The sequence below is a fragment of the Gephyromycinifex aptenodytis genome (assembly GCF_012277275.1).
GTDB lineage: Bacteria > Actinomycetota > Actinomycetes > Actinomycetales > Dermatophilaceae > Gephyromycinifex > Gephyromycinifex aptenodytis.
The window spans coordinates 2,471,544-2,491,461 of sequence record NZ_CP051155.1; the positions used below are offsets into that span (position 1 = coordinate 2,471,544).

Sequence of the window (19,918 nt, forward strand, 5' to 3'; positions counted from 1 at the left end):
CGTCTAGGTGTCGGGGTCAGCACCATGGAGATTCAGCGGCGGGGTCGGGATGCTCTCGGTTACGGTTCCCCCCGTGGCGGATCAGGTGCAGGATCAAGACGAGGCCGGGCAGCGCCTCCTCGTCCACGCGCGCGGGCTGACCAAAACCTACGGTGCCTTCCAAGCGGTGCGCGGGATCGACGTCGATGTGCGCCACGGAGAGGTGTTCGGCTTCCTCGGGCCGAATGGGGCCGGCAAGTCCACGACGATGCGGATGATCGCGACCACCTCCCCGGCCAGCGGCGGGGTGCTGCGGGTGCTCGGGCTCGACCCGGCGCGTCACGGCAGCCGCATCCGTGCCCGCCTCGGGGTCTGCCCGCAGGAGGACACCCTGGACCTGGAGCTGTCGGTGCGCGAGAACCTCATCGTGTACGGGCGGTTCTTCGGGATGAGCCGGGCGCGGGTGCGTGAACGCGCTGACGAACTGCTCGACTTCGTCAAACTCACCGACAAGGCAGGGGCCAAGGTTGATGACCTCTCCGGTGGGATGAAACGTCGCCTGACCATCGCCCGCTCCCTGGTCAACGAGCCGGACCTGCTCATCCTCGACGAGCCGACCACCGGTCTGGACCCCCAGGCGCGGCACACCCTGTGGGACCAGCTCTACCGGCTCAAACATGCCGGGGTGACCCAGATCCTCACCACGCATTACATGGACGAGGCCGAGCAACTCTGCGACCGACTCGTCGTCATGCACGAGGGCAGGATCGCCGCCTTGGGTAGCCCGGCCGAACTCATCGCAGCGCACACCACTCGCGAGGTGGCCGAGCTGCGGTTCGGGGTCGTGGACCACACGAGCTTCGAAGAGCAGGTGGCCGGGTGCGCCCAGCGGGTCGAGGTGTTGCCCGACCGGTTGCTGCTCTATGCCGATTCCGGCGAGGACGCTTTGGCCCGGGTGCACGAACGCGGACTGACCCCCGCCCAGGTGCTCGTGCGCCGCTCGACCCTGGAAGATGTGTTCTTGCGCCTTACCGGTCGGACGTTGGTCGACTGATGAGCCAGGCCGCGCCTCGACCCCGCGACATAACGACGGTGCCGCCCGCGCCGGGGCACCTGCGGATGCTCGCCCGCCAGAGCGACTATCACTGGACGCGGCTACGCCGCACCTGGAAGGGCTCGGTCGTCACCGCAATCCTCAACCCGCTGCTGTACGTGGCCGCGATGGGCCTGGTCCTGGGCTCCTACATCGACGCAGCCGGCAGCGGACCGCCCGGGGCTGCCTCCTACCTGCACTTCATCGCGGCCGGGTTGCTCGCCGGGCAGGCCATGACCATCGCCATCGGCGACGCCACCTACCCCATCTATGGGGCCATCACCTGGGACAAGACGTTCTGGTCGATGGTTGCTACCCCGCTGCGGGTGGTCGACATCGTCACCGCCGCGCTGGCCGCGATCCTGCTGCGCGTCGCGTTGTCCTGCGCCATCTTCATGCTGACCCTGGCCCCGTTCGGCCTCTACGCGAACCTGCCCGGGGCGTTGCTGGCGTTCGGGGTGCAACTTCTCCTCGGGTGGGCGTTCGCGGCGCTGGTCTGCGCCTACAGCGTGTGGACCCCGAGCGAGGCTGGGTTCTCGATCATCTTCCGGGTCGTGCTCGTACCGCTCTACCTGTTCTCCGGGGCGTTCTTCCCCATCTCCAACCTCGGCCCGGTGCTGGAGCGGTTGGCGATGTTCAGCCCGCTGTGGCACGCCATCGAACTGACTCGCGCCCTCATGCTCGGCACGCCGCTGGCCCCGGGGGCGGCGCTGCTGCACGTGGGCGTGCTTCTCGGGCTGGGGGTGCTCGGCTGGTGGCTGAGCGTGCGGCTGCTGAGCAGGCGGCTGTTGTCATGATGGCCTGGCATCTGGTCGCCCGGCATGTGCGCGTGTACCGGCGGCTGCCGTTCGTCTTCCTCACCGGGTTCCTGGAGCCGGTGTTCTTCCTGTTCTCCATCGGGATCGGGGTCGGGGCGATGATCCCCGGCTTCGAGGTCGGTGGCACCCTGATCCCGTACGCCACCTATGTGGCTCCGGCGATGCTCGCCACCTCCGCGATGAACGGTGCGGTGATGGATTCCACCTTCAACATCTTTCACCGGCTCAAATACGCCAAGCTCTACGACGCGCTCCTGGCCACCCCGATGACCACCGCTGATGTCGCGGTCGGGGAGGTGACCTGGTCCCTGATCCGGGGCGGGATCTATGCGACCGGATTCCTGGGGCTGATGGCCGCGATGGGTCTCGTGCACTCTCCGCTGGCACTGCTCGCGCTGCCCGCCTGCTTGCTCATCGGCCTGGCGGTGGGTGGGGTGGGCATGTGGCTGACGACCTACATGCGTTCCTGGCAAGACTTCGAGTTCATCACGCTGGCGCTCATGCCGATGACCCTGTTCAGCGGCACGTTCTTCCCGATCCTCGGATTTCCGGCGCCGCTTCGCTGGTTGATCGAGTTCACTCCGCTGTATCGCGGGGTGGTGCTGTGTCGGGAACTGACGACGGGGATGCCCACGGTGGCCTCGGGGTATTCGGTCATCTATCTGGTGGCCCTGGGCGTGATGGGTGTGTTGTTCGCTCGTCACCGGTTCGACGTTCTGCTTCGGCACTGACCCGCCGGTAACCCGAGCCGCTTATCGACTCAGGCGACCGGTCGCCGACGAACGAGTCCTGCGAAGAGGCATTCCCTTGTGTGCGGACCGGCATCTCCCTACGGTGGCGGAGCCTCATACGGAATCGCATGTTCGCTATGCGAGCAGCCTTCCGAGGTGCCTCACGCTCATCAAGACGACCGCTAGGACAACGATGTCTTCACTCCCCACGTCCCCGGACGAGCCCTACATCGTCGTCGATGTAGACGCCCCGGTGACTTCCCCATCGGAGTACCGCCGGGTCGCTATGGCGACGATGGTCGGCACCACCATCGAGTGGTATGACTTCTTCATCTACGCCAATGTGGCAGGTCTGTTGTTCGGCAAGCTCTTCTTCTCCGGGCTGGGGGAGTGGGCGCAGCTCGCGGCCTTCGCGACAGTAGGCGTCTCGTTCTTCTTCCGGCCTGCCGGTGCCATTGCCATGGGTTATGTGGGTGACCGTTGGGGGCGCCGCATCGTCCTGGTGCTCACCCTGGGCCTGATGGGGCTGGCGACCACCCTTGTCGGGTTGCTGCCGACGGCCGAACAGATCGGCGTCGCCGCGCCGCTGCTGTTGATCCTGCTGCGTTGCGCGCAGGGCTTCTCTGCCGGTGGTGAATGGGGCGGGGCGGCGATGCTCGCCGTCGAACACGCACCCCCGGGTCAGCGCGGCAAATTCGGCGCCTACCCCCAGATCGGCGTTCCTGCCGGGATGCTGTTGGCGATGCTGTTCCTCACTGTCCTGGCGATGACCCAGACCAAGGAACAGTTCGACGCCTGGGGTTGGCGCATCCCGTTCATCTTCTCCATCGTTCTGGTCTTCATCGGTCAGTGGATCCGTTCGCGGATCGCCGAGTCGCCGGTCTTCGAGGAGCTCAAGGAAGCCCGTGAGCACGCCACGGCGCCGCAGAAGGAACTGCTGAAGACCCACCCCAAGGAGGTGCTGCTCGCGGCCGGCTCCTTCATCGGCAACAACGCCGTGGGTTACATGCTCGTGGGTGGCTTCGTCATCGGTTCGGCTGCTGCCGGCGGTCTGGCCCGTTCCTCGGTACTCAACTGGGCGTTGATCTCCGCGGCGGTGTGGGGTGTCACCACGATGCTCGGCGCCATCTGGTCGGACAAGATCGGCCGCGTGCGGGTCTACAAGATCGGTTACATCATCACCGCGCTGTGGCTGTACCCGATGTTCTGGCTCATCCGCGAGGGCATCGACACCCAGAACGCGATGCTCATCGGTGTCGGTCTGATCGTGATGGGTATCCCCCTGGGGCTCAACTACGGCCCGCAGTCGGCGATGTTCGCCGAGATGTTCCCGGCTCGTATCCGCCTGTCGGGTGTGTCCTTGGCGTACGCGATCGGCGCGGTCTTCGGTGGTGCGTTCGCCCCGACCATCGCCGAGTACCTCACCAAACGCACCGGAGACATCACCTCGGTTGCCTGGTACCTCATCCCGGTCACGCTCGTCTCGCTGGCGTGCGTGTTCTTCATAAAGGACCGCTCTCAGGAGCCGCTGCACACGATGTCCGGTCACTGAGCCGGGTTGCCCTCCGTTGTCTTCCGATGCCGCCTGCTCGCCCTTTGATCCGATGGCGAGGAGGCGGCGTCGGCGTCTGGGCTCACAACGCTGCCGCTATCCGATCCCGAGCGCCCAGGACATGCCGGCTGAGGTGCTCGACGTCGTGATCGCCCACGTAGGTCAGTGCCACGGCTGCCGGGTGCACATAGCCCCGCAGCGGCGCTGCCACTGACCCCACCCCGTCCAGGACCTCCCCGAGAGAATGGGTCCAGCCGCGCTGTCGTTGGTCGGCATCGACCTGGCCGTCACCGTCCAGCATGAGCAGGGCCCGACCCGGGGCGCCCTGGGTCACCGCGTGCCGATAACCGATCCGCAGGGTGAACATCGGGCCGGGGATCGACGGCTCGACGACCAGCACGGTGACCGCCTCTTCGGCCTCCCGCACGACGATGAACGCCGCCAGATCGGTGGCATCGGCCAATTCCTGCAAGGGGCGCCGCGCCGCGGAGGTGAGGTCTTGGGTCAGTCCGCCGGCCAAGGCTGCCAGGCCGAAGCCCAGCCGGTAGGTCTCAGCAGCGGAGCGGGCGACCAAGCGGTGGTCTTCCAGGGTGCGGATGAGTCGATACACGATCGAGCGGTGCAGACCGGACTCCTGGACCAGTTCGCTCATCGTCATGGGTCGCGGAGCTGCGGCCAGGATCTCCAGCAGGCGGATGCCACGGTCGAGGGTTTGCGAGCGGGTGGTTGTCGGCACGGGGCACCTCGGCAGTGGTGGGCGGGGCGGCGTCAACCCTACTCGCTATGCGAATAGTCCCGAGAAGTTGGCGGACGGGCGGTGGCGATCGTGTGTTCGTCTGGAAGGGAAGCCGATTCACCTGCCCAGCAAGATTTCGGCTCGGAGGTCTTGCCTCATCCCAGCCGGGACCCTACGCTCGCATGAGCTAATAACGAATAGCCAGACCGATAATAGAATTCCGTTCGCGTCAGATCAGCCGGTCTGGCCCAGGCGCTGGGAGTCAATCCGCGCACGGGTGGCTCACCGCTACCGTTTCGGCGCCGGACTACATCGGTCTGTAGAACCAGTTCGGCGCGGGCAGCCCCCGTGGCTCAGCCAGTCGTCAGCCCGAGCGCATCGCACCCCGTCACACAGGAGTCATTCATGGCAAAGCCCTTCGCGTCCTCCGCCGACCTCGGTGAGAAGAAACGCACCCTCGAGGTCCTCGCCGACGGGGTCTACGCGCTCACCGCCGAGGGTGACCCCAACATCGGCGCGATCGAGGGCGAAGACTTCGTCGTCTGCTTCGAGGCCCTCGCCACCCCGGCCGCCGCGAACGAGTGGCTCGCCGAACTGCGCAAGCACACCGACAAGCCGGTCAAATACCTCGTCCTGTCCCACTACCACGCGGTGCGCGTGCTGGGTGCTGCCGCGTACGAGGCCGAGATCGTCATCGCGCACACGAACACCAAGAAGCTCATCGACGAGCGAGGCCAGGAGGACTGGGACAGCGAGTTCGGCCGCATGCCGCGCTTGTTCAAGAACCCCGAGACCATCCCCGGCCTCACGCACCCGAGTGAGACGTTCGACGACCGTTACGTCATCGACCTCGGCGGCGAGCGCGGCAACCTCGTGCTGGAGTACTGCGGCCGTGGCCACACCGCCGGCGACCTCGTCGCGTGGGTGGAGAAGCCCAAGGTGCTCTTCGCCGGCGACCTCGTCGAGGCCGAGGCTGCGCTGTACACCGGTGACGCCTTCCACTCGGACTGGTCGGGCGCGACTCTGGACAAGGTCAAGGCCTACGAGGCCGAGTTCCTCATCGGTGGCCGCGGCGGGGTGACCCGCGGTCGCGAGGCCGTGAACGCCGCCATCGAGCAGACCCGCGAGTTCATCGCCGTCATGCTCCGCGAGGTCGGCGCCGTCCACCAGCGTGGCGGGACCCTCAAAGAGGCGTTCCAGGCGACCCACACGGCACTGGCCCCGCAGTTCGGGCACTGGCCGATCTTCGAGCACTGCCTGCCCTTCGACGTTCAGCGCGTCTGGGATGAGTTCGACGGCATCGACTGGCCGCGGGTGTGGACCGCCGAGCGCGACCGCGAGGTCTGGGACCAGTTGCAGGACTGAGCACGCCAGAGCGGGGCGGCACGCTCCAAGCGCGCCGCCCGCTCTGGTAGCCGCACACATCACTCAAGCAGCAAGGACAACGACGTCATGGCTTGTGACCCCCAGAACCCACCCCGTCTGCCTGCTGACCGGCAGGTCCTCGTGATCGGTGCCGGTCCGGTCGGGCAGACCACAGCGCTCCTTCTGGCCCGCTGGGGGGTGCCGAGCGTGCTGTTGGATTCGCGTCCCGAGCGGGATCCGATCGGCTCCAAGGCCTTGTGCCAGCAGCGTGACGTGCTCGACGTGTGGGATCACGTCGGCGCCGGTCGTCAGGTCGCCGAGGAAGGGCTCACCTGGACCAGGGCGCGCACCTTCTACCGCGACACCGAACTGTTCTGCCAGGGGTTCGTGGATAAGGGGCGGTCGCCCTTCCCGCCGTTCGTCAACATCAGCCAGACCCGGACCGAGCAGATCCTCGACGAACAGATCGCCGACACCGACCTCATCACCTACGCCTGGGGCCATCACGTCGTGGACGTGCGCCAGGATGGGGCGGGGGTCACCCTGACCTGCCAGAGCGCCGACGGGCAGGTCGACGTCACCGGCTCGTACGCGGTGGCCTGCCCGGGGTCCAAGGGCGGCGCGATCCGCGACCTGCTGGGTCTGAGCTTCGAGGGGCTCACCTTCGAGGACCAGTTCCTCATCTGCGACATCCGCACCACGCTGCCCGGGTGGGAGCAGGAACGCCGCTTCTATTTCGACCCGGCGTGGAACCCCGGACGTCAGGTGCTCATCCACCCGTGTCCTGATTCGGTGTACCGCATCGACTGGCAGGTGCCGCCGGACTTCTCGCTGGAGCAGGACGAGGCCGACGGGGGTCTGGATCGCCGCATCCGCCAGATCATCGGTCCGGAGGCCGACTACGAGATCGTGTGGAAGTCGCTCTACCGCTTCCACGCCCGCCAGGTCGACCGGATGCGGGTGGGGCGGGTGCTGTTGGCCGGAGATGCCGCGCACCTGGTGTCACCGTTCGGCGCTCGCGGACTGAACTCGGGAGTTCTGGACGCCGAGAATGCCGCCTGGAAGCTGGCTTTCGTGGTGCACGGCTGGGCGGATGAGTCGTTGCTGGACAGCTACCACTGCGAGAGGCACGCGGCGGCCGCTGAGAACCTTGAGGTCACCTCGCGCACGATGGCGTTCCTGGTGCCGCAGTCGGCCGAGGAGCACGCCTGGCGGCTGGACGTGTTGGAGGACTCGATCCTCAACCCTCAGCGCCGCAACCAGGTCGATTCCGGCCGCCTGGCGGAGCCGTTCTGGTACATCGATTCGGAGTTGACGACCCCCAACGCCGATCGGCCGTGGCCGGGCCGCCCGCCCAAGGGCGAGGACCCCGAACCGGTGCCGGGCGTGCTCGTCCCTGACGTACCGATCCAGGGTTGGCCGCAGGTGGGGCGGCTGCGTGAACTGGCCCGGCGCGGTCTGGTGGTGTTGACCGGCGCCGCATTGCAGCCGCAGATCGAGGGCGCGGTCGCCGACCTCGGGTGTGCGGTCACGGTAGTGCCGCTGGAGCAGGTGGACGGTGACGGCATCGTGGCGCGCTCGCTGAACCTGGGTAGCGGGGAGGCGGTCGTCATCCGCCCAGACGCCCACATCGCGGCCTTCGTCACCAACGCTGAGGACGCCGCCGCCGCGGTGCGCAGGGTGCTCTGCCGTCTCTGATCAACGGCAAAGCGGCCCAGCGCAGCCCTCAGTCGTGGGGCAGCAGCATCGTCACCGTCAAGGTGGTGGGCTCCAGCGCATGCACCGCGTGACGCAGCATCGGCGTCAGATGCAGGACCTGGCCCGGGGTGAGGCGCACGGTGCGCTCGGGAAGCGTGAAGTCGACGCTGCCGCGCACCACCTGGATGAGGACGGGGTGATGGGCTGCGTGCTCTTTGAGCTCGCCACCCTCGGGGAACTCGAACGCCACGATCTTGGCTGTGTCCGTGTCGAGAACGGTCGCAGCCCCGGGGCGAGTGCCTCGGGGCTGCGAGCGATCGCGTAGATCTTCGACGTAGGTGGCGATGCCGTCCGTCGTGCCGGGGGCGCGCCCGGATGCGGCTTGCTCGACGTGGCCGCGCGTGGGGTCTGTGAGATCCGAAGAGTCGGACATGGTGTCTCCTATCGACACCCCCACGCTAGACCCACGCGCCGCCAGGTGGCTCAGGTGCAGAAACCGATCGGGGCCACCACCGGCACCCCGGCATCGGAGAGCACCTTGGCCTCCACCCGATAGGTCGCCGACAACGTTTCGGTGGTCAGCACCTCTTCGGGGGTCCCGAACTGCACGGAACGCCCGTCGCGCAGCACCAGGAGCTGGTCGCAGAACCGCGCGGCGAGGTTGATGTCGTGCATCGGAACCAAGGTGACCCCGCCGCTGCCGGCGGTGCGCTGGCGCACGAACGTCAGCACCTTGAGCTGGTGGTGCAGGTCCAACGCCGAGGTCGGTTCGTCCAGCAGCATGATCGGCGGTTTGCGCACCGTCATCTGGGCGATGCCGGCCAACTGCCGCTGCCCGCCGGAGAGCTCTCCCAGGTAGCGGTTCGCCAGCTGTTGAATGCCCAACTCGCCGAGCGCTTCGTAGGCGCGTTCGACGTCGCTACGGTTCGTGCGCCACAGCGAGCGGCGCGCGAGACCGACGATGACCGCCTCGATGACGGTCAGTGCGACATCACCTGGTGGATCCTGCGGAACATAGCCGAGGGCGTCCCGACGCTCCCGCTCGCCGAGTTCGCGCCCGTCAGCGTCCCAGGCGCGGATCGTCCCGCTACCGCGGTGGATACCGGCGATCAAGCGCATGAGGGTCGACTTTCCAGAACCGTTCGGTCCCAGAACCCCGACCACACCCTCGACCGGCGGTAGGTCCACCCCGGCCAACGCGCGGTGGCGCCCATAGGAGTAGTGGATGTCCGACAGGGACAGCTTCATCGTCCACCTCCGAAGGCGCTCCGGCGACGGAGCAGGATGATTGCGACGAAGACGGGAACACCGATGGTCGCGGTGAGGATCCCGACGGGGACGGCCACGCCCGGCACGATGACGAGGCTGACCGCGTGGGCGCCGGTGAGCAGCGCCGCTCCGGTCAGCAGCGAGGCAGGCAGCAGATACCGCTGGTCTTCACCAACGAGTACCCGCGCCACGTGCGGCCCCACAAGACCGACGAAACCGATAACCCCGACGAACGAGACCGCGATCGCGGCCAGCAGGGAAACGACCACCAGCGTGCCGACCCGCACCCGACGCACGTTGACACCGAGGGCCTGAGCACGCGCGTCGCCGAACCGCATGGCCGTCAGTCGCCAGCCGTTGACGATGAAGAACGGCACCGCAAGCACTAGGGACAGCCCCACGATCACGATGGCGGGCCAGGTGGCTCGCTGCATCGAGCCCATGCTCCAGAACACGATCTGCTGCAGGGATTCAACGCTGGCGTTGTATTGCATGAGCGTGAGCAATGCCTGGAACAGGAACACCATCGCGATACCGAAAAGGACCACGGTCTCGGTGCTCGCGCCGCGCCAGGAGGAGATCGCCGAGATGATCAGCGCGGTGATCAGGGCCATCCCGCCCGCGCACACCGTGAGGGTGTACTGCTCGAGGTAGGGCATTTGGAACCGGGTGACGATCGCCAGCGCAGCGCCGAAGGCGGCTGCGGCCGAGACGCCCAGGGTGAACGGTTCCGCCAACGGGTTGTCCAGGATTGTCTGCATCTGCAGACCGCCGACCGACAGTGATGCGCCGACCAGCACCGCGAGCAAGGCGGGTGGGAGTCGCAAGTTCCAGACGACGGACTGCAGCTGAGGATCGACTCCCGATGGGTCGATGAGTGCTGCGGTGACTTCCTTGAGGCTGTAGTGCAGCGGCCCCACCGCCAGCCCTTGGGCGAATGCGTACACCACCAGGACGATCAGGATCACAACCACCGCCAGGCGGCGCAGAGTGCGCCGCCTGGCGATGTCGAGCTGGTCGCGCGCGCTGGGTGGCGCGCTGCTCGCTGGTGTCTCTTCGTGCTCGATAACTGTTGCCACGTCGCTCAGTCGATCGAGGCCACGACGGTGCCCTGCGCCGGGAACGGCATGAACTTCTCCGAGAAGTCCTTCCACGTCGCCGCCGGGTCAACATCGGTGAACTTTTCCGGGTGCTGCCACTTCGCGAACGCCTGGTAAGCGATGAAGTTGTACGGGGCGTCGTAGAACTGGTGGTAGATGCCGTGGACCTTCTTGTTCTCGAAGGCCTTCAGGTGGTCGAAGCCGGGCTGCTTGCCCAGGGCCTTCAGCGAGGCGGTGGCCGCGGCCTCGTCCGTGTCGTAACCCAGGTTGAGGTAGGACGTCTTGGACTTCTCGTCGATCTTCTGCTCCGACCAGGCGCCACCGGTGGCGATGAGGATGTCGGGCTGGCTGGCGAGCAACTGCTCGGGGGTCAGGTCGCCTTCTTCACCCTTGAGGAACTTCGCAGCCAGGTTGGTGCCGCCGACCTGAGCCAGCATCTGGCCGAAGTTGACGTCGTTCCAGGTGGAGCAGCAAGCCTTGAGGCCGGGGGCGCGCCACATGAAGGTGACCGGCTTATCGGTGGCCTTCTCGCCCTCCTTGATGAGCGGGTCGACCACGGAGTCGTAGTACTTCAGGAACTCATCGGCCTTGTCCTCGCGGTCGAAGATCTGCCCCAGCAGCTTCATCGAGACGGCGGTGTTCGTCGCAGGCTTGACCCGGAAGTCGGTGACGACGTACGGGATCTTGGCCTTTTCGATCTTGTCCAGCAGGCCGTTCTGCTCTGCGGCGCGCATCGAGTCCAGGGTCATTACGTACACGTCCGGCTTGAGCTGGAGCAGCCCCTCGACCGAAAGGTCGCCCGAGTTGACCGAGCCGATCTGCGGGATGTCCTTGGCCTCCGGCTCGGCCTTGAGGAGTTGGGCGTACATGTCGGGGGCGGCCCGTTCCATGTCCTTGCCCCAGGCGATGACCTTGTCGGTCGGGTCGTCCTTGTTGAGGATCATCGTGGCGTAGGCGGCGCGCTGTTCCCCCAGGACGATGCGCTCGGGCTTGTGGTCGAACGTCACGGTGCGGTCGGCAGCGTCGGTGACGCTGACGGCGGCCTCGGCGGCAGGCGAACTGGCGTCACCGCTGGCGGCGGCTTCGGATGTGGCCTCACCGTTCGCCGGGCTTTCGGCGCCTGAGTCAGAGCCGCCGCAGGCAGCGAGGAGTGGGGTTGCCGCGAGAGTGGCCACAAGGGCAATTGAACGAAGCTTCACGAGTTGGCCTTACGGGTGGGGGAAATAGGTAAGGACAACCTAACCTAATGTTCACGCCAATGTGAAGTCCGCCCCTGGGGTCGGCCTGTCGCGTCAGTGTCGGTGGCGAACGTCGAGGTCTGTCCGCGAGACGAGTTTGTCCAACAGGCGCACCAGCGTGGCCTGTTCGTCCTGGGTCAGGGCGGCGGTCCAGGCGACTTCGCGCTCATGCTGGGCAGCGAAGAGCGACTGGATCTCTCGCTCTCCCCGGGTGCTCAGGGACAGGATCACCGAGCGCCCGTCATGGGCAGCCGGTTCGCGATGCAGCAGACCCTCGCGCAGCAGCGGGCCGAGATGGTTGGAGACGGCAGCCCGCGTCAAGCCGGTGAGTTCGGCGACCCGGCGCGGTTCGAGATCGCCAGCGAGCCACAGCACGTACAGGATGCGAAACGTCGCCCAGGAACGTCCCGCCGGGCGATGGACGCTCGCTTCCAGGTCGTAGGTGATGATCCCGGACGCGCGGTTGAGAGTGAGCAGGAGTTCGGTGGCGTGCGGGTCGCTGAACCCCTGCTGGGTCAGGCGCGTGCGCGCCAGGCGCACGAAAGACCAGAAATCCAGTTCTTCGTCGCTCGTCATTGCTTGTTCACCTCTGGCGCGGGTCCGGTCTGTCGGCTACCGTTGACAAGATAGTACAGAGATGTACTACAGGGATGACAGGAGAGTTCGATGGCTTACTACCGCAGTGTGGGCAGCATCCCGCCGAAGCGCCACACCCAGCACCGCACGCCTGAGGGGGAGCTCTACTACGAGGAGCTCATGGGTGAGGAGGGTTTCAGCTCCGACTCCAGCCTGCTCTACCACCGCGGTCTGCCCTCAGCGCTGAACGACATCCGTGAGTGGGACATCGGCGACCACAGCCTGACGCCCAACGCGCCCCTGACACCGCGGCACCACAAGCTGCACGACCTCTTCCCCGCCGGGGCGGAGCAGGGTGTGGACGCGGTTCGGGGCAGGCGTCTCGTGCTCGGCAACGCCGACGTGCGCCTGGCCTATGTCGCCGCTGACACCATCAGCCCGTGGTACCGCAACGCCATCGGCGATGAGTGCGTCTATGTGGAGCGCGGAAACGCTCGCCTAGAAACCGTTTTCGGTGCGTTCGACGTGCGCGAGGGCCACTACGCGATCATCCCGCGCGCGACGACGCACCGGTGGCTGCCGGTGACGCCACGCGACGGCGAGGCCTACCGTGAGCCGTTTCGCGCCTACTTCATCGAAGCCAACAGCCACATCACCCCACCCCATCGCTACCTGAGCCGTTACGGGCAGTTGCTGGAGCACAGCCCGTTCTGTGAACGCGACTATGTCGTTCCGAGCGAGCCGTTGCTGGCCGAGAACATCGGCGCCGACCCGGCCGAGGCGACCGAGGTCTACATCAAGCATCGTGGTCGCGGTCCCAGCGGCATCGGGGGTTCGGTGCACACCCAGCCGCACCACCCGCTGGACGTGGTCGGCTGGGACGGCTGCCTCTACCCGTTCCTGCTGCACATCAGCGATTACGAGCCGATCACCGGCCGGGTGCACCAACCGCCGCCGGCGCACCAGGTGTGGGAGGGGCACAACTTCGTGGTGTGCAACTTCGTGCCTCGCAAGGTGGACTACCACCCGCTGGCTATCCCGGTGCCGTACTACCACTCCAACGTGGATTCCGATGAGGTGATGTTCTACGTCGCCGGTGACTACGAGGCGCGTAAGGGCTCCGGCATCGGCCGCGGATCGATCTCGCTGCACCCGGCGGGGCACGCCCACGGCCCGCAGCCGGGCGCCATGGAGGCCTCCCTGGGGATGGAGGCCTTCGACGAGACCGCCGTCATGGTCGATACTTTCCGCCCGCTGGACCTGGGCGAGGCCGGCCTTGCCTGCGAGGATGAGAACTATCCGTGGTCCTGGAGCGGCGGCCGCCGCGTGTTGGCCAATGAGGAGAAGAAGACGCCATGACGAGCATCCCCGCCGTCCTTCGAGGCCTGTGTGACGACGCCGCAATCTTCCCGCCCGGCAATAAGCCTCTTGTGCACGCTGTGCCCGACCACATCCTGCATCACCGCAGCGACTACGCCGCGCTGGTCGGCCCCTTTATCATCAGTGCCGCCAAACTCGTGGAGCTGCCGCCGCTGCTGAGCGGGCTGCCGCGTACCTCCTTGGCCGTGTCGGTGACGGTCCCTTCGCCGCAGGAGGCGCAGGCCGTCATCACCTCGGCAGCGTTGTTGCCGCCACTTCGCCTGGCCGGACTGGAGATCGCGGTGCCGGATTCGATGAGCGCCGAGGATGTCATTCCGGCCCTCGGACAGGCTCTGGCGGGGGTAGACGTCGAAGGCGGCGGGCTGGGCGTGTACGTGGAAATTCCGCGGGATCATCGACGCTCGAAGCTGATCGACCTGCTCGCGGGTACGCCCTATCGGGCCAAGTTCCGCACCGGCGGGATCCGCGCTGACCTTTACCCCTCAGAGAACGAACTTGCCGGCGCCATCCAGGCGGTCGTGCGTGCCGGGATCGCTTTCAAGGCCACCGCTGGGCTGCACCATGCGGTGCGCAACACCGAGCCCGAGCACCGCTTCGAGCAGCATGGTTTCCTGAACGTGATGCTGGCCACCGACGCCGCCGCCCAGGGCGCCGAGCGCAGCGAGATCGCCGAACTGCTGGGCGAGCGCAACGGGCCGACTCTGGCCGAGCGCCTGCGCGCCCTGCCGACCGCGCGCGCCGAGCGCCTGCGGGCGTCATTCCGTTCCTACGGCACCTGCAGCATCGACGAACCGCTCGCCGAACTCCTGGAGTTGGGCTTGATCGATCGTCGCGCCGCCGCTGAGCAGCCAGAACCCGGACCAGGTGGCGGGCCTGAGGTCCGTCTCACCGAGCACGGCCGTCACCGAGGAGCGGCCGACTAGCGCGGCCGCGTTCCTTTGATCCGCCCTCTACCGCTTTGACGTGGAAGGACCACCTATGACCGACACCATCCGCCTGCATGTCCCCGAGAATTCGGGGTTCGGCATGTCCAACCTGCCTTATGGGGTGTATTCGGTCGGTGACGGCGTTAAGCGGGTCGCAACCCGAGTCGGGGACAACGTCGTCGACCTGGCCATGCTGCTGCCGCAGGAGGAAGAGGTTTTCGCCTGCGAACACCTCAACGCGTTCATGGCTCAGGGCTACCAGCGCTGGGTTCAGGTACGTGAGGCGATCCGCTCAGCGGTCGGCGGGGAGGTTCCGGCAGCGGCGGTGCACCCGGTCTCGCAGGTAAAGATGCACCTGCCGTTCGTGGTGGCGGACTACGTCGACTTCTACGCCAGCGAGAACCACGCCTCGAACTTGGGCCGGTTGTTCCGACCTGACAACCCCGACCCGTTGATGCCGAACTGGAAGCACCTTCCGGTGGGTTACCACGGCCGGTCCAGCACCATCGTCGTCTCCGGGGTGGACGTGGTGCGCCCGTGCGGGCAGCGCAAGGGTCCCAACGACCCGGCGCCGGTCTTCGGGCCCTCGACTCGGCTGGACATCGAGGCCGAGATGGGTTTCGTGGTGGGGGCCGGGAACGAGATGGGCACCTGCATCGGTACGGATGAGGCCGAGCAGCACCTCTTCGGTGCCGTGATCTTCAACGACTGGTCCGCGCGCGACATCCAGGCCTGGGAGTACGTGCCGCTCGGCCCGAACTTGGGCAAGAGCTTTGCGAGTTCGATCTCCCCATGGGTGGTGCCGATGCTGGCGTTGAAGCAGGCGCACTGCGCCACCCCGGTGCAGGACCCCGAACCGCTGCCGTACCTGCATATGGAAGAGCCGTGGGGGCTGGACATCGCGCTGGAGGTGGAGTGGAACGGCGAGGTCGTCTCCCGGCCGCCGTACTCCACGATGTACTGGTCACCGGCACAGATGCTCGCGCACACCACCGTCAACGGCGCCGCCACCCGCACCGGCGACGTGTTCGCCTCGGGCACGATCTCAGGCCCGGACAAGAATGAGCGTGGCGCGTTCATCGAGTTGACCTGGGGCGGTAAAGAGCCGATCACGGTCGGCGGGCAGGAACGCACCTTCGTGCTCGACGGGGACACGATCACCCTGCGCGCCAGCGCCCCCGGCGAGGGCGGGGAACGCATCGACTTCGGTGAGGTCACCACCACGATCCGCCCGGCGACCTGCTGAGCGAACCGGCCGACGCAGACCGCGAGAGGCCCCCGCAGCGACAATCTCCACGGTTGCTGCGGGGGCCTCCTCGTCTCACGATCACCCCGACCGGGCCCTGCCTGCGCTGGCGAACCACCCCGAATAGGCCGAAGCACGGAAAGCATTGCTCGGCTGCCTGCAGGTCTGCCGGTCAGACGGGGGCGGCGCGAGGAGCCGCGGGCAGCGGCCCCGACACCCAAGAGCCACCGTCCCGTCAGATGGCGGCAGCGAACGTCCAACTGCCTAGCTGGCGACTGCCCCGACCTGGTGCGTAGCCGCGTCGCGGGTGCGCTTCAGCCAGCGCAGCACGAGCACCGGAAGTACAGCAGGCAACAGCAGGTAACCGATGCCGTAGTACGACCACACCGAAGCGTGCGGGAACCACTGCGGCACCGCGATGCTCAAGGTGCCGACGATGATCACGCCGGTCAGCTCCACGAGGCACAGCACGCGCATTGCCGCCCGGGAACCGGGATGGCCCCAGCGCAGCAGCAGGACGAAACCGACCACGTAGACGGCCGCTGCCAGCGCCGACAGTGAATACGCGACGGGTGCCTCGTCGAACTTCGTCGCCAACTCGACGACGGCGCGAGAGGTCGCCCCGACGGCGAAGATGCCGTAGAGCAGAGTGAAGATTCGTCCCGGACCCTCGCTGGGGGCCGAGACCGCGCGGTGCGAGGCGGAATCAGACGATCTGGAATCAGACATTGATGTATCCGAACGGGATGCCGAGGGTCTGCACTTGTCGTACCACCATGATCGCGGCGATGAGGGTGGCGACTCCTACGATAAGCAACCCCCACCGGTCGAACTTCTTGTAGGTCAGCGCGAAACCAGCCGGGATGATGAGCGGCGTCGAGACCAGGTAGCTGATGTGGGTAGCAAGTCCTGGGGTGCGGAACCCGCTTGCCACGAGGGCCACATCAACCAGGACGGCTGCCACCGTGACGAACTCGGCCAACGCGAGGACGCCGAGTGTCACCGGACGCGGGAGTCGCCCGATCGCCGCACCCACGAGCAGGACGGCCCCGAGTACCGCGACTATCGACGCAGCGGCTTCGATGGCGGCGATCACGATGTCTCCTTCAACGTGTGCTCAACGCGACAGGATGGTCGAGAGGAAGGCGCGGGCTCGCTCGGTGCGTGGCGAGGCGAAGAACTCCTGCGGGGTGTTCTCCTCCACGATGGCACCCTCGGCCATGAAGACGATGCGATCAGCGGCACGTCGCGCAAAACCCATCTCGTGTGTCACGGCCACCATTGTCATTCCTGTGCCGGCCAGACTGGCCATAACGGCCACCACTTCGGCGATCATCTCTGGATCCAAGGCTGAGGTGGGTTCGTCGAACAGCATGATTTCGGGGTCCATAGCCAGCGAACGGGCGATGGCCACGCGCTGCTGTTGACCGCCGGAGAGAGCACCGGGCAATTTTCCTGCCTGGTTGGCCACCCCGACCCGCTCCAGGACCAGGCGGGCCTCCTCGCGTGCCTGCTCTGCCGGCTTGCCCAGGACGCGGGTGGGGCCCAGGGTGACGTTCTCCAGCACGCTCAACTCGGTGAAGAGATTGAAGTCCTGGAAGACCATGCCGATGTTGGTGCGCAAGTGCGCCAGCTCGCGAGGATCCTGCGGCAGTGGTTGACCGCAAACCGTGATGCTGCCGGAGTCGATCGATTCAAGACCGTTGATGGTGCGGACCAGCGTTGATTTCCCGGCCCCCGAGGGGCCCAGCAGGACGACGACCTCGCCCTGGCGCACCTGCAGGTCCACGCCGTCCAACACCCGCAGGTCACCGTAGTTCTTCACGACCCCCGACAGCTCCACAAGGACTGGCCGGGTGTCCACGGCGTTCACCGGGCGGTGAGCACGATCGGGTCGCCTTCGGTGATGGCGATCGTGTGCTCGGAGTGGGCCCCGCGGGAGCCGTCGGCGCTGCGCAGCGTCCAGCCGTCCGGGTCGGTGACCAGTTCGTCCGTGCCAGCCATGAACCACGGTTCGATCGCGATGACCAGCCCGGGCCGCAGCTTCATGCCGCGCTTGGCGGTGCCATCGTTGGGCACGTGGGGGTCGCCGTGCATGGTGCGGCCCACGCCGTGCCCGCCGAACTGGGTGTTGACGCGGTATCCGGCGGCGCGCGCGACAGCGCCGATAGCCGCTGAGATATCACCGAGCTTGTTACCCGGGCGTGCCATGGCGATGGCGCGCTCGAGCGCGACCTCCGTAGTGGTGATGAGTTGCAGATCCTCCTCGCGCGGAGTCCCGACGACGAAGCTCAGCGCCGAATCAGCCACCCAGCCCTCCACCGAGACGGCGAAGTCCAGGCTCACCAGATCGCCGTCAGCAAGCCGATAGTCGTGCGGGAGTCCGTGCAGCACCGCGTCGTTGACAGAAGTGCAGATGACCCGCCCGAACGGGGAGGCGCCGAACGATGGGTGGTAGTCGATGTAGCAACTCGTCGCGCCTCGCTCGCGAATCATCGCGTGCGCTTGAGCGTCGATGTCCAGCAGGTTGGTTCCCACCTCGACCTGCGAGGCCAGGGTTGTCAGTACGTGGGCCACGAACTCACCGGCAGGTCGCATTTGCTCGACCTCGCGGTGATTGAAGTACTCGATCACACCGTCTCCTTGCTGGGCTGCGCCCGGGATAGCGAGCGCACCGCTCATCGTAGGCGGCTGCCCCGATATGGGCTGCCTGAGCGTCGCCGATCAGGTGCACGCCCGCCCGAACCGGGGTGGTGTTGCATGGCAGTTCCTGGACGGGCGTTTGGTTGAGAATCTGACGGCTCGTAAGCTTGCATCGATTCGCTCGTGAGGGGGAACGCTATCGGCGACCGGCAAAGGTCGGGCGACACGGGCGGCGAAGACTTTGGGGAGGGTGAGAATGGCGCGTGGACTGAGCGCGTTAGCCAAGCGAGCCAGCTGGAATGTCATCGATCAGGGCATGTCGGCACTGGCCAACATGCTCCTGATGGTCGTGGTCGCTCGTGCTGTCAACGACGAAGGTGCTTTCGGCGCGTTCGCCATCGCCTTCGTCGTCTACGGCGTGGGCGTGGCCGTCGCCAAGGCGATGGTCGGCCAGCCGCTGCAGATGAAATACAGCGACACCACCGGTGAGGATTTCCGTCGCGCGGTACGTAACTCTCAGGGAACCGCCGCTCTGATCGGCATCCTCGGGGGGTTGACGAGTGCCGGGGCCGGCCTGGCCATCGGTGGATCGGTGGGAGCTGCCCTCATTGCGCTGGCGCCATGTCTACCGGCGCTGCTGATGCAGGACTCCTGCCGGATGGCGTTCTTCGCCAACGGACGAGCCGACTATGCCGCGCTCATCGACTTCGTCCGGATGGTGCTGCAGTTCGCCTTCCTGTTCCTGGCGATCTTCGCCGGCTACCAGAACGTCGGCATCCTCACGCTCACCTGGGGTGTGGCGGGGGCCATCTCCGCCGGTGTCGGGCTGTACCTGCTGCGCGCTGCGCCTCGGATGCGCGGCGCCATGGTCTGGGTGCGCGAACAGCGTGAGTTGAACGGCTACCTGATGGCGGAGTACCTGCTGGGTCTGGGCGCAGCCCAGTTCGGCATCCTGCTCGTCGCGCCGCTGGCCAGCGAAGCCGACGTGGGCGCGCTGCGCGCCGCCCAGACGGTACTGGGCCCGTTGAACATCCTGGGCACCGCCGCGTTCGCGTTCGCGATCCCGGAGCTGGCGCGGCGCTCGCACCTCGGCTTCAAAGCACGCATGCAGGCCATGGTGGCCGTCTCGGGGTTCATGGGGATCATCTCCACCGTGTGGGTAGTGGGATTGCTGCTGCTGCCGGACGCCGTCGGTGACGCGCTTTTCCGGGCGTCCTGGCGCGGGGCCCAAGAGGTGCTGCTGCCGATGGGGCTGAACTCGATCGCCTCCTGCCTGGGTGTCGGGGCGGCCGTGTCGCTGTACGGGATGGCCTTGGCCAACAAGACTTTCCGCCTGAACATGTTCCGCGCCCCGATCCTGCTGGGTCTGATGGTGTGGGGAACCCTGGAGGCCGGGGCGACCGGGGCGGCATGGGCGCTGGCCTGCGTGGAAACGCTGTTCCTGCCGTTCTGGGCGATCACCGCAGTGCGCAGCTCCCGCGAGCACGCGGAGCGGATGGCGGCTCGCAAGCCCGAGGACGACCTCATCGATGAGAGCGTCGACCCGACCTGATCGCCGCGAGGCGGTT

The 19,918-nt window shown here is 66.8% G+C and carries 20 protein-coding genes; 10 read left to right on the top strand and 10 right to left on the bottom strand.

Annotated elements, in window-relative coordinates:
- Positions 1–73: 73 nt before the first annotated feature.
- The 4 genes from G9V96_RS10635 (at position 74) to G9V96_RS10650 (ending at position 4,173) form a co-directional block, all read left to right on the top strand.
- Positions 74–1,033, top strand: coding sequence for an ABC transporter ATP-binding protein (locus G9V96_RS10635; protein WP_226913275.1), 960 nt, complete (start codon positions 74–76; stop codon positions 1,031–1,033).
- Positions 1,033–1,869 (top strand): ABC transporter permease, encoded by an 837-nt coding sequence (locus tag G9V96_RS10640; RefSeq protein ID WP_226913276.1) that lies wholly within the window; start codon positions 1,033–1,035, stop codon positions 1,867–1,869. Before G9V96_RS10635 ends, G9V96_RS10640 begins: the two co-directional genes overlap by 1 nt.
- Positions 1,827–2,621, top strand: coding sequence for an ABC transporter permease (locus G9V96_RS10645; protein WP_226913277.1), 795 nt, complete (start codon positions 1,827–1,829; stop codon positions 2,619–2,621). The genes G9V96_RS10640 and G9V96_RS10645 overlap by 43 nt, the downstream gene beginning before the upstream one ends.
- Positions 2,622–2,814: 193 nt before the next feature.
- The gene (locus G9V96_RS10650) at positions 2,815–4,173 is read left to right on the top strand and encodes an MFS transporter (RefSeq protein ID WP_168583002.1); all 1,359 of its coding nucleotides are present in this window, start codon (positions 2,815–2,817) and stop codon (positions 4,171–4,173) included.
- Positions 4,174–4,255: 82 nt separating this feature from the next.
- Here G9V96_RS10650 and G9V96_RS10655 read toward each other — a convergent pair whose 3' ends face one another.
- Complete coding sequence (locus tag G9V96_RS10655; protein WP_210424387.1) at positions 4,256–4,909, bottom strand: IclR family transcriptional regulator; 654 nt, start codon at positions 4,907–4,909, stop codon at positions 4,256–4,258.
- A 405-nt stretch (positions 4,910–5,314) separates the two neighbouring features.
- Between G9V96_RS10655 and G9V96_RS10660 the strand changes: the two genes are divergently transcribed.
- Together G9V96_RS10660 and G9V96_RS10665 are read left to right on the top strand one after the other, a co-directional pair.
- Positions 5,315–6,274: an MBL fold metallo-hydrolase gene (locus G9V96_RS10660; protein ID WP_168583003.1), complete on the top strand. Its 960-nt coding sequence runs from the start codon at positions 5,315–5,317 to the stop codon at positions 6,272–6,274.
- Positions 6,275–6,361: 87 nt separating this feature from the next.
- Positions 6,362–7,972, top strand: a complete 1,611-nt coding sequence (locus G9V96_RS10665; RefSeq protein ID WP_168583004.1) for an FAD-dependent monooxygenase — start codon at positions 6,362–6,364, stop codon at positions 7,970–7,972.
- Between the two features lie 28 nt (positions 7,973–8,000).
- Here the strand turns inward: G9V96_RS10665 and G9V96_RS10670 are convergent, their stop codons facing one another.
- From G9V96_RS10670 to G9V96_RS10690, 5 genes are all read right to left on the bottom strand, one after another.
- On the bottom strand, positions 8,001–8,405 hold the full coding sequence (locus G9V96_RS10670) for a cupin domain-containing protein (RefSeq protein ID WP_168583005.1): 405 nt from the start codon (positions 8,403–8,405) through the stop codon (positions 8,001–8,003).
- A 50-nt stretch (positions 8,406–8,455) separates the two neighbouring features.
- A complete protein-coding gene (locus G9V96_RS10675) occupies positions 8,456–9,220 on the bottom strand; it encodes an ABC transporter ATP-binding protein (protein WP_168583006.1) in 765 nt (254 codons plus the stop codon).
- Positions 9,217–10,320 (bottom strand): FecCD family ABC transporter permease, encoded by a 1,104-nt coding sequence (locus tag G9V96_RS10680; protein WP_226913278.1) that lies wholly within the window; start codon positions 10,318–10,320, stop codon positions 9,217–9,219. The genes G9V96_RS10675 and G9V96_RS10680 overlap by 4 nt, the downstream gene beginning before the upstream one ends.
- A 5-nt stretch (positions 10,321–10,325) precedes the next feature.
- Entirely contained in the window at positions 10,326–11,540 is a 1,215-nt protein-coding gene (locus tag G9V96_RS10685) for an ABC transporter substrate-binding protein (RefSeq protein ID WP_226913279.1), read from the bottom strand.
- Between the two features lie 93 nt (positions 11,541–11,633).
- The gene (locus tag G9V96_RS10690; RefSeq protein ID WP_168583007.1) at positions 11,634–12,155 is read right to left on the bottom strand and encodes a MarR family winged helix-turn-helix transcriptional regulator; all 522 of its coding nucleotides are present in this window, start codon (positions 12,153–12,155) and stop codon (positions 11,634–11,636) included.
- A 90-nt stretch (positions 12,156–12,245) separates the two neighbouring features.
- On the opposite strand from G9V96_RS10690, the gene G9V96_RS10695 reads away from it, so the two are divergent.
- Genes G9V96_RS10695 through fahA form a run of 3 tightly spaced genes read left to right on the top strand, consistent with a single transcriptional unit; the run spans position 12,246 to position 15,707 of the window.
- The gene (locus G9V96_RS10695) at positions 12,246–13,514 is read left to right on the top strand and encodes a homogentisate 1,2-dioxygenase (protein ID WP_168583008.1); all 1,269 of its coding nucleotides are present in this window, start codon (positions 12,246–12,248) and stop codon (positions 13,512–13,514) included.
- Entirely contained in the window at positions 13,511–14,458 is a 948-nt protein-coding gene (locus G9V96_RS10700; RefSeq protein WP_210424389.1) for a hypothetical protein, read from the top strand. The genes G9V96_RS10695 and G9V96_RS10700 overlap by 4 nt, the downstream gene beginning before the upstream one ends.
- A 55-nt stretch (positions 14,459–14,513) precedes the next feature.
- Positions 14,514–15,707, top strand: a complete 1,194-nt coding sequence (fahA, locus tag G9V96_RS10705; protein WP_168583009.1) for a fumarylacetoacetase — start codon at positions 14,514–14,516, stop codon at positions 15,705–15,707.
- A gap of 264 nt (positions 15,708–15,971) precedes the next feature.
- Here fahA and G9V96_RS10710 read toward each other — a convergent pair whose 3' ends face one another.
- Genes G9V96_RS10710 through map form a run of 4 tightly spaced genes read right to left on the bottom strand, consistent with a single transcriptional unit; the run spans position 15,972 to position 18,305 of the window.
- Positions 15,972–16,436 (bottom strand): hypothetical protein, encoded by a 465-nt coding sequence (locus G9V96_RS10710; protein WP_168583010.1) that lies wholly within the window; start codon positions 16,434–16,436, stop codon positions 15,972–15,974.
- Complete coding sequence (locus tag G9V96_RS10715; RefSeq protein WP_168583011.1) at positions 16,429–16,803, bottom strand: hypothetical protein; 375 nt, start codon at positions 16,801–16,803, stop codon at positions 16,429–16,431. Before G9V96_RS10715 ends, G9V96_RS10710 begins: the two co-directional genes overlap by 8 nt.
- A 21-nt stretch (positions 16,804–16,824) precedes the next feature.
- A complete protein-coding gene (locus tag G9V96_RS10720; RefSeq protein ID WP_168583012.1) occupies positions 16,825–17,580 on the bottom strand; it encodes an amino acid ABC transporter ATP-binding protein in 756 nt (251 codons plus the stop codon).
- Positions 17,577–18,305 carry a type I methionyl aminopeptidase gene (gene map, locus G9V96_RS10725; RefSeq protein WP_404861444.1) on the bottom strand — a complete coding sequence of 243 codons (729 nt, stop codon included), beginning with the start codon at positions 18,303–18,305 and terminating at the stop codon, positions 17,577–17,579. The genes G9V96_RS10720 and map overlap by 4 nt, the downstream gene beginning before the upstream one ends.
- A 301-nt stretch (positions 18,306–18,606) precedes the next feature.
- Here map and G9V96_RS10730 point away from each other — a divergent pair, with 301 nt between their 5' ends.
- Positions 18,607–19,902, top strand: coding sequence for an MATE family efflux transporter (locus tag G9V96_RS10730; RefSeq protein WP_168583014.1), 1,296 nt, complete (start codon positions 18,607–18,609; stop codon positions 19,900–19,902).
- The last annotated feature ends 16 nt before the right edge of the window (positions 19,903–19,918 follow it).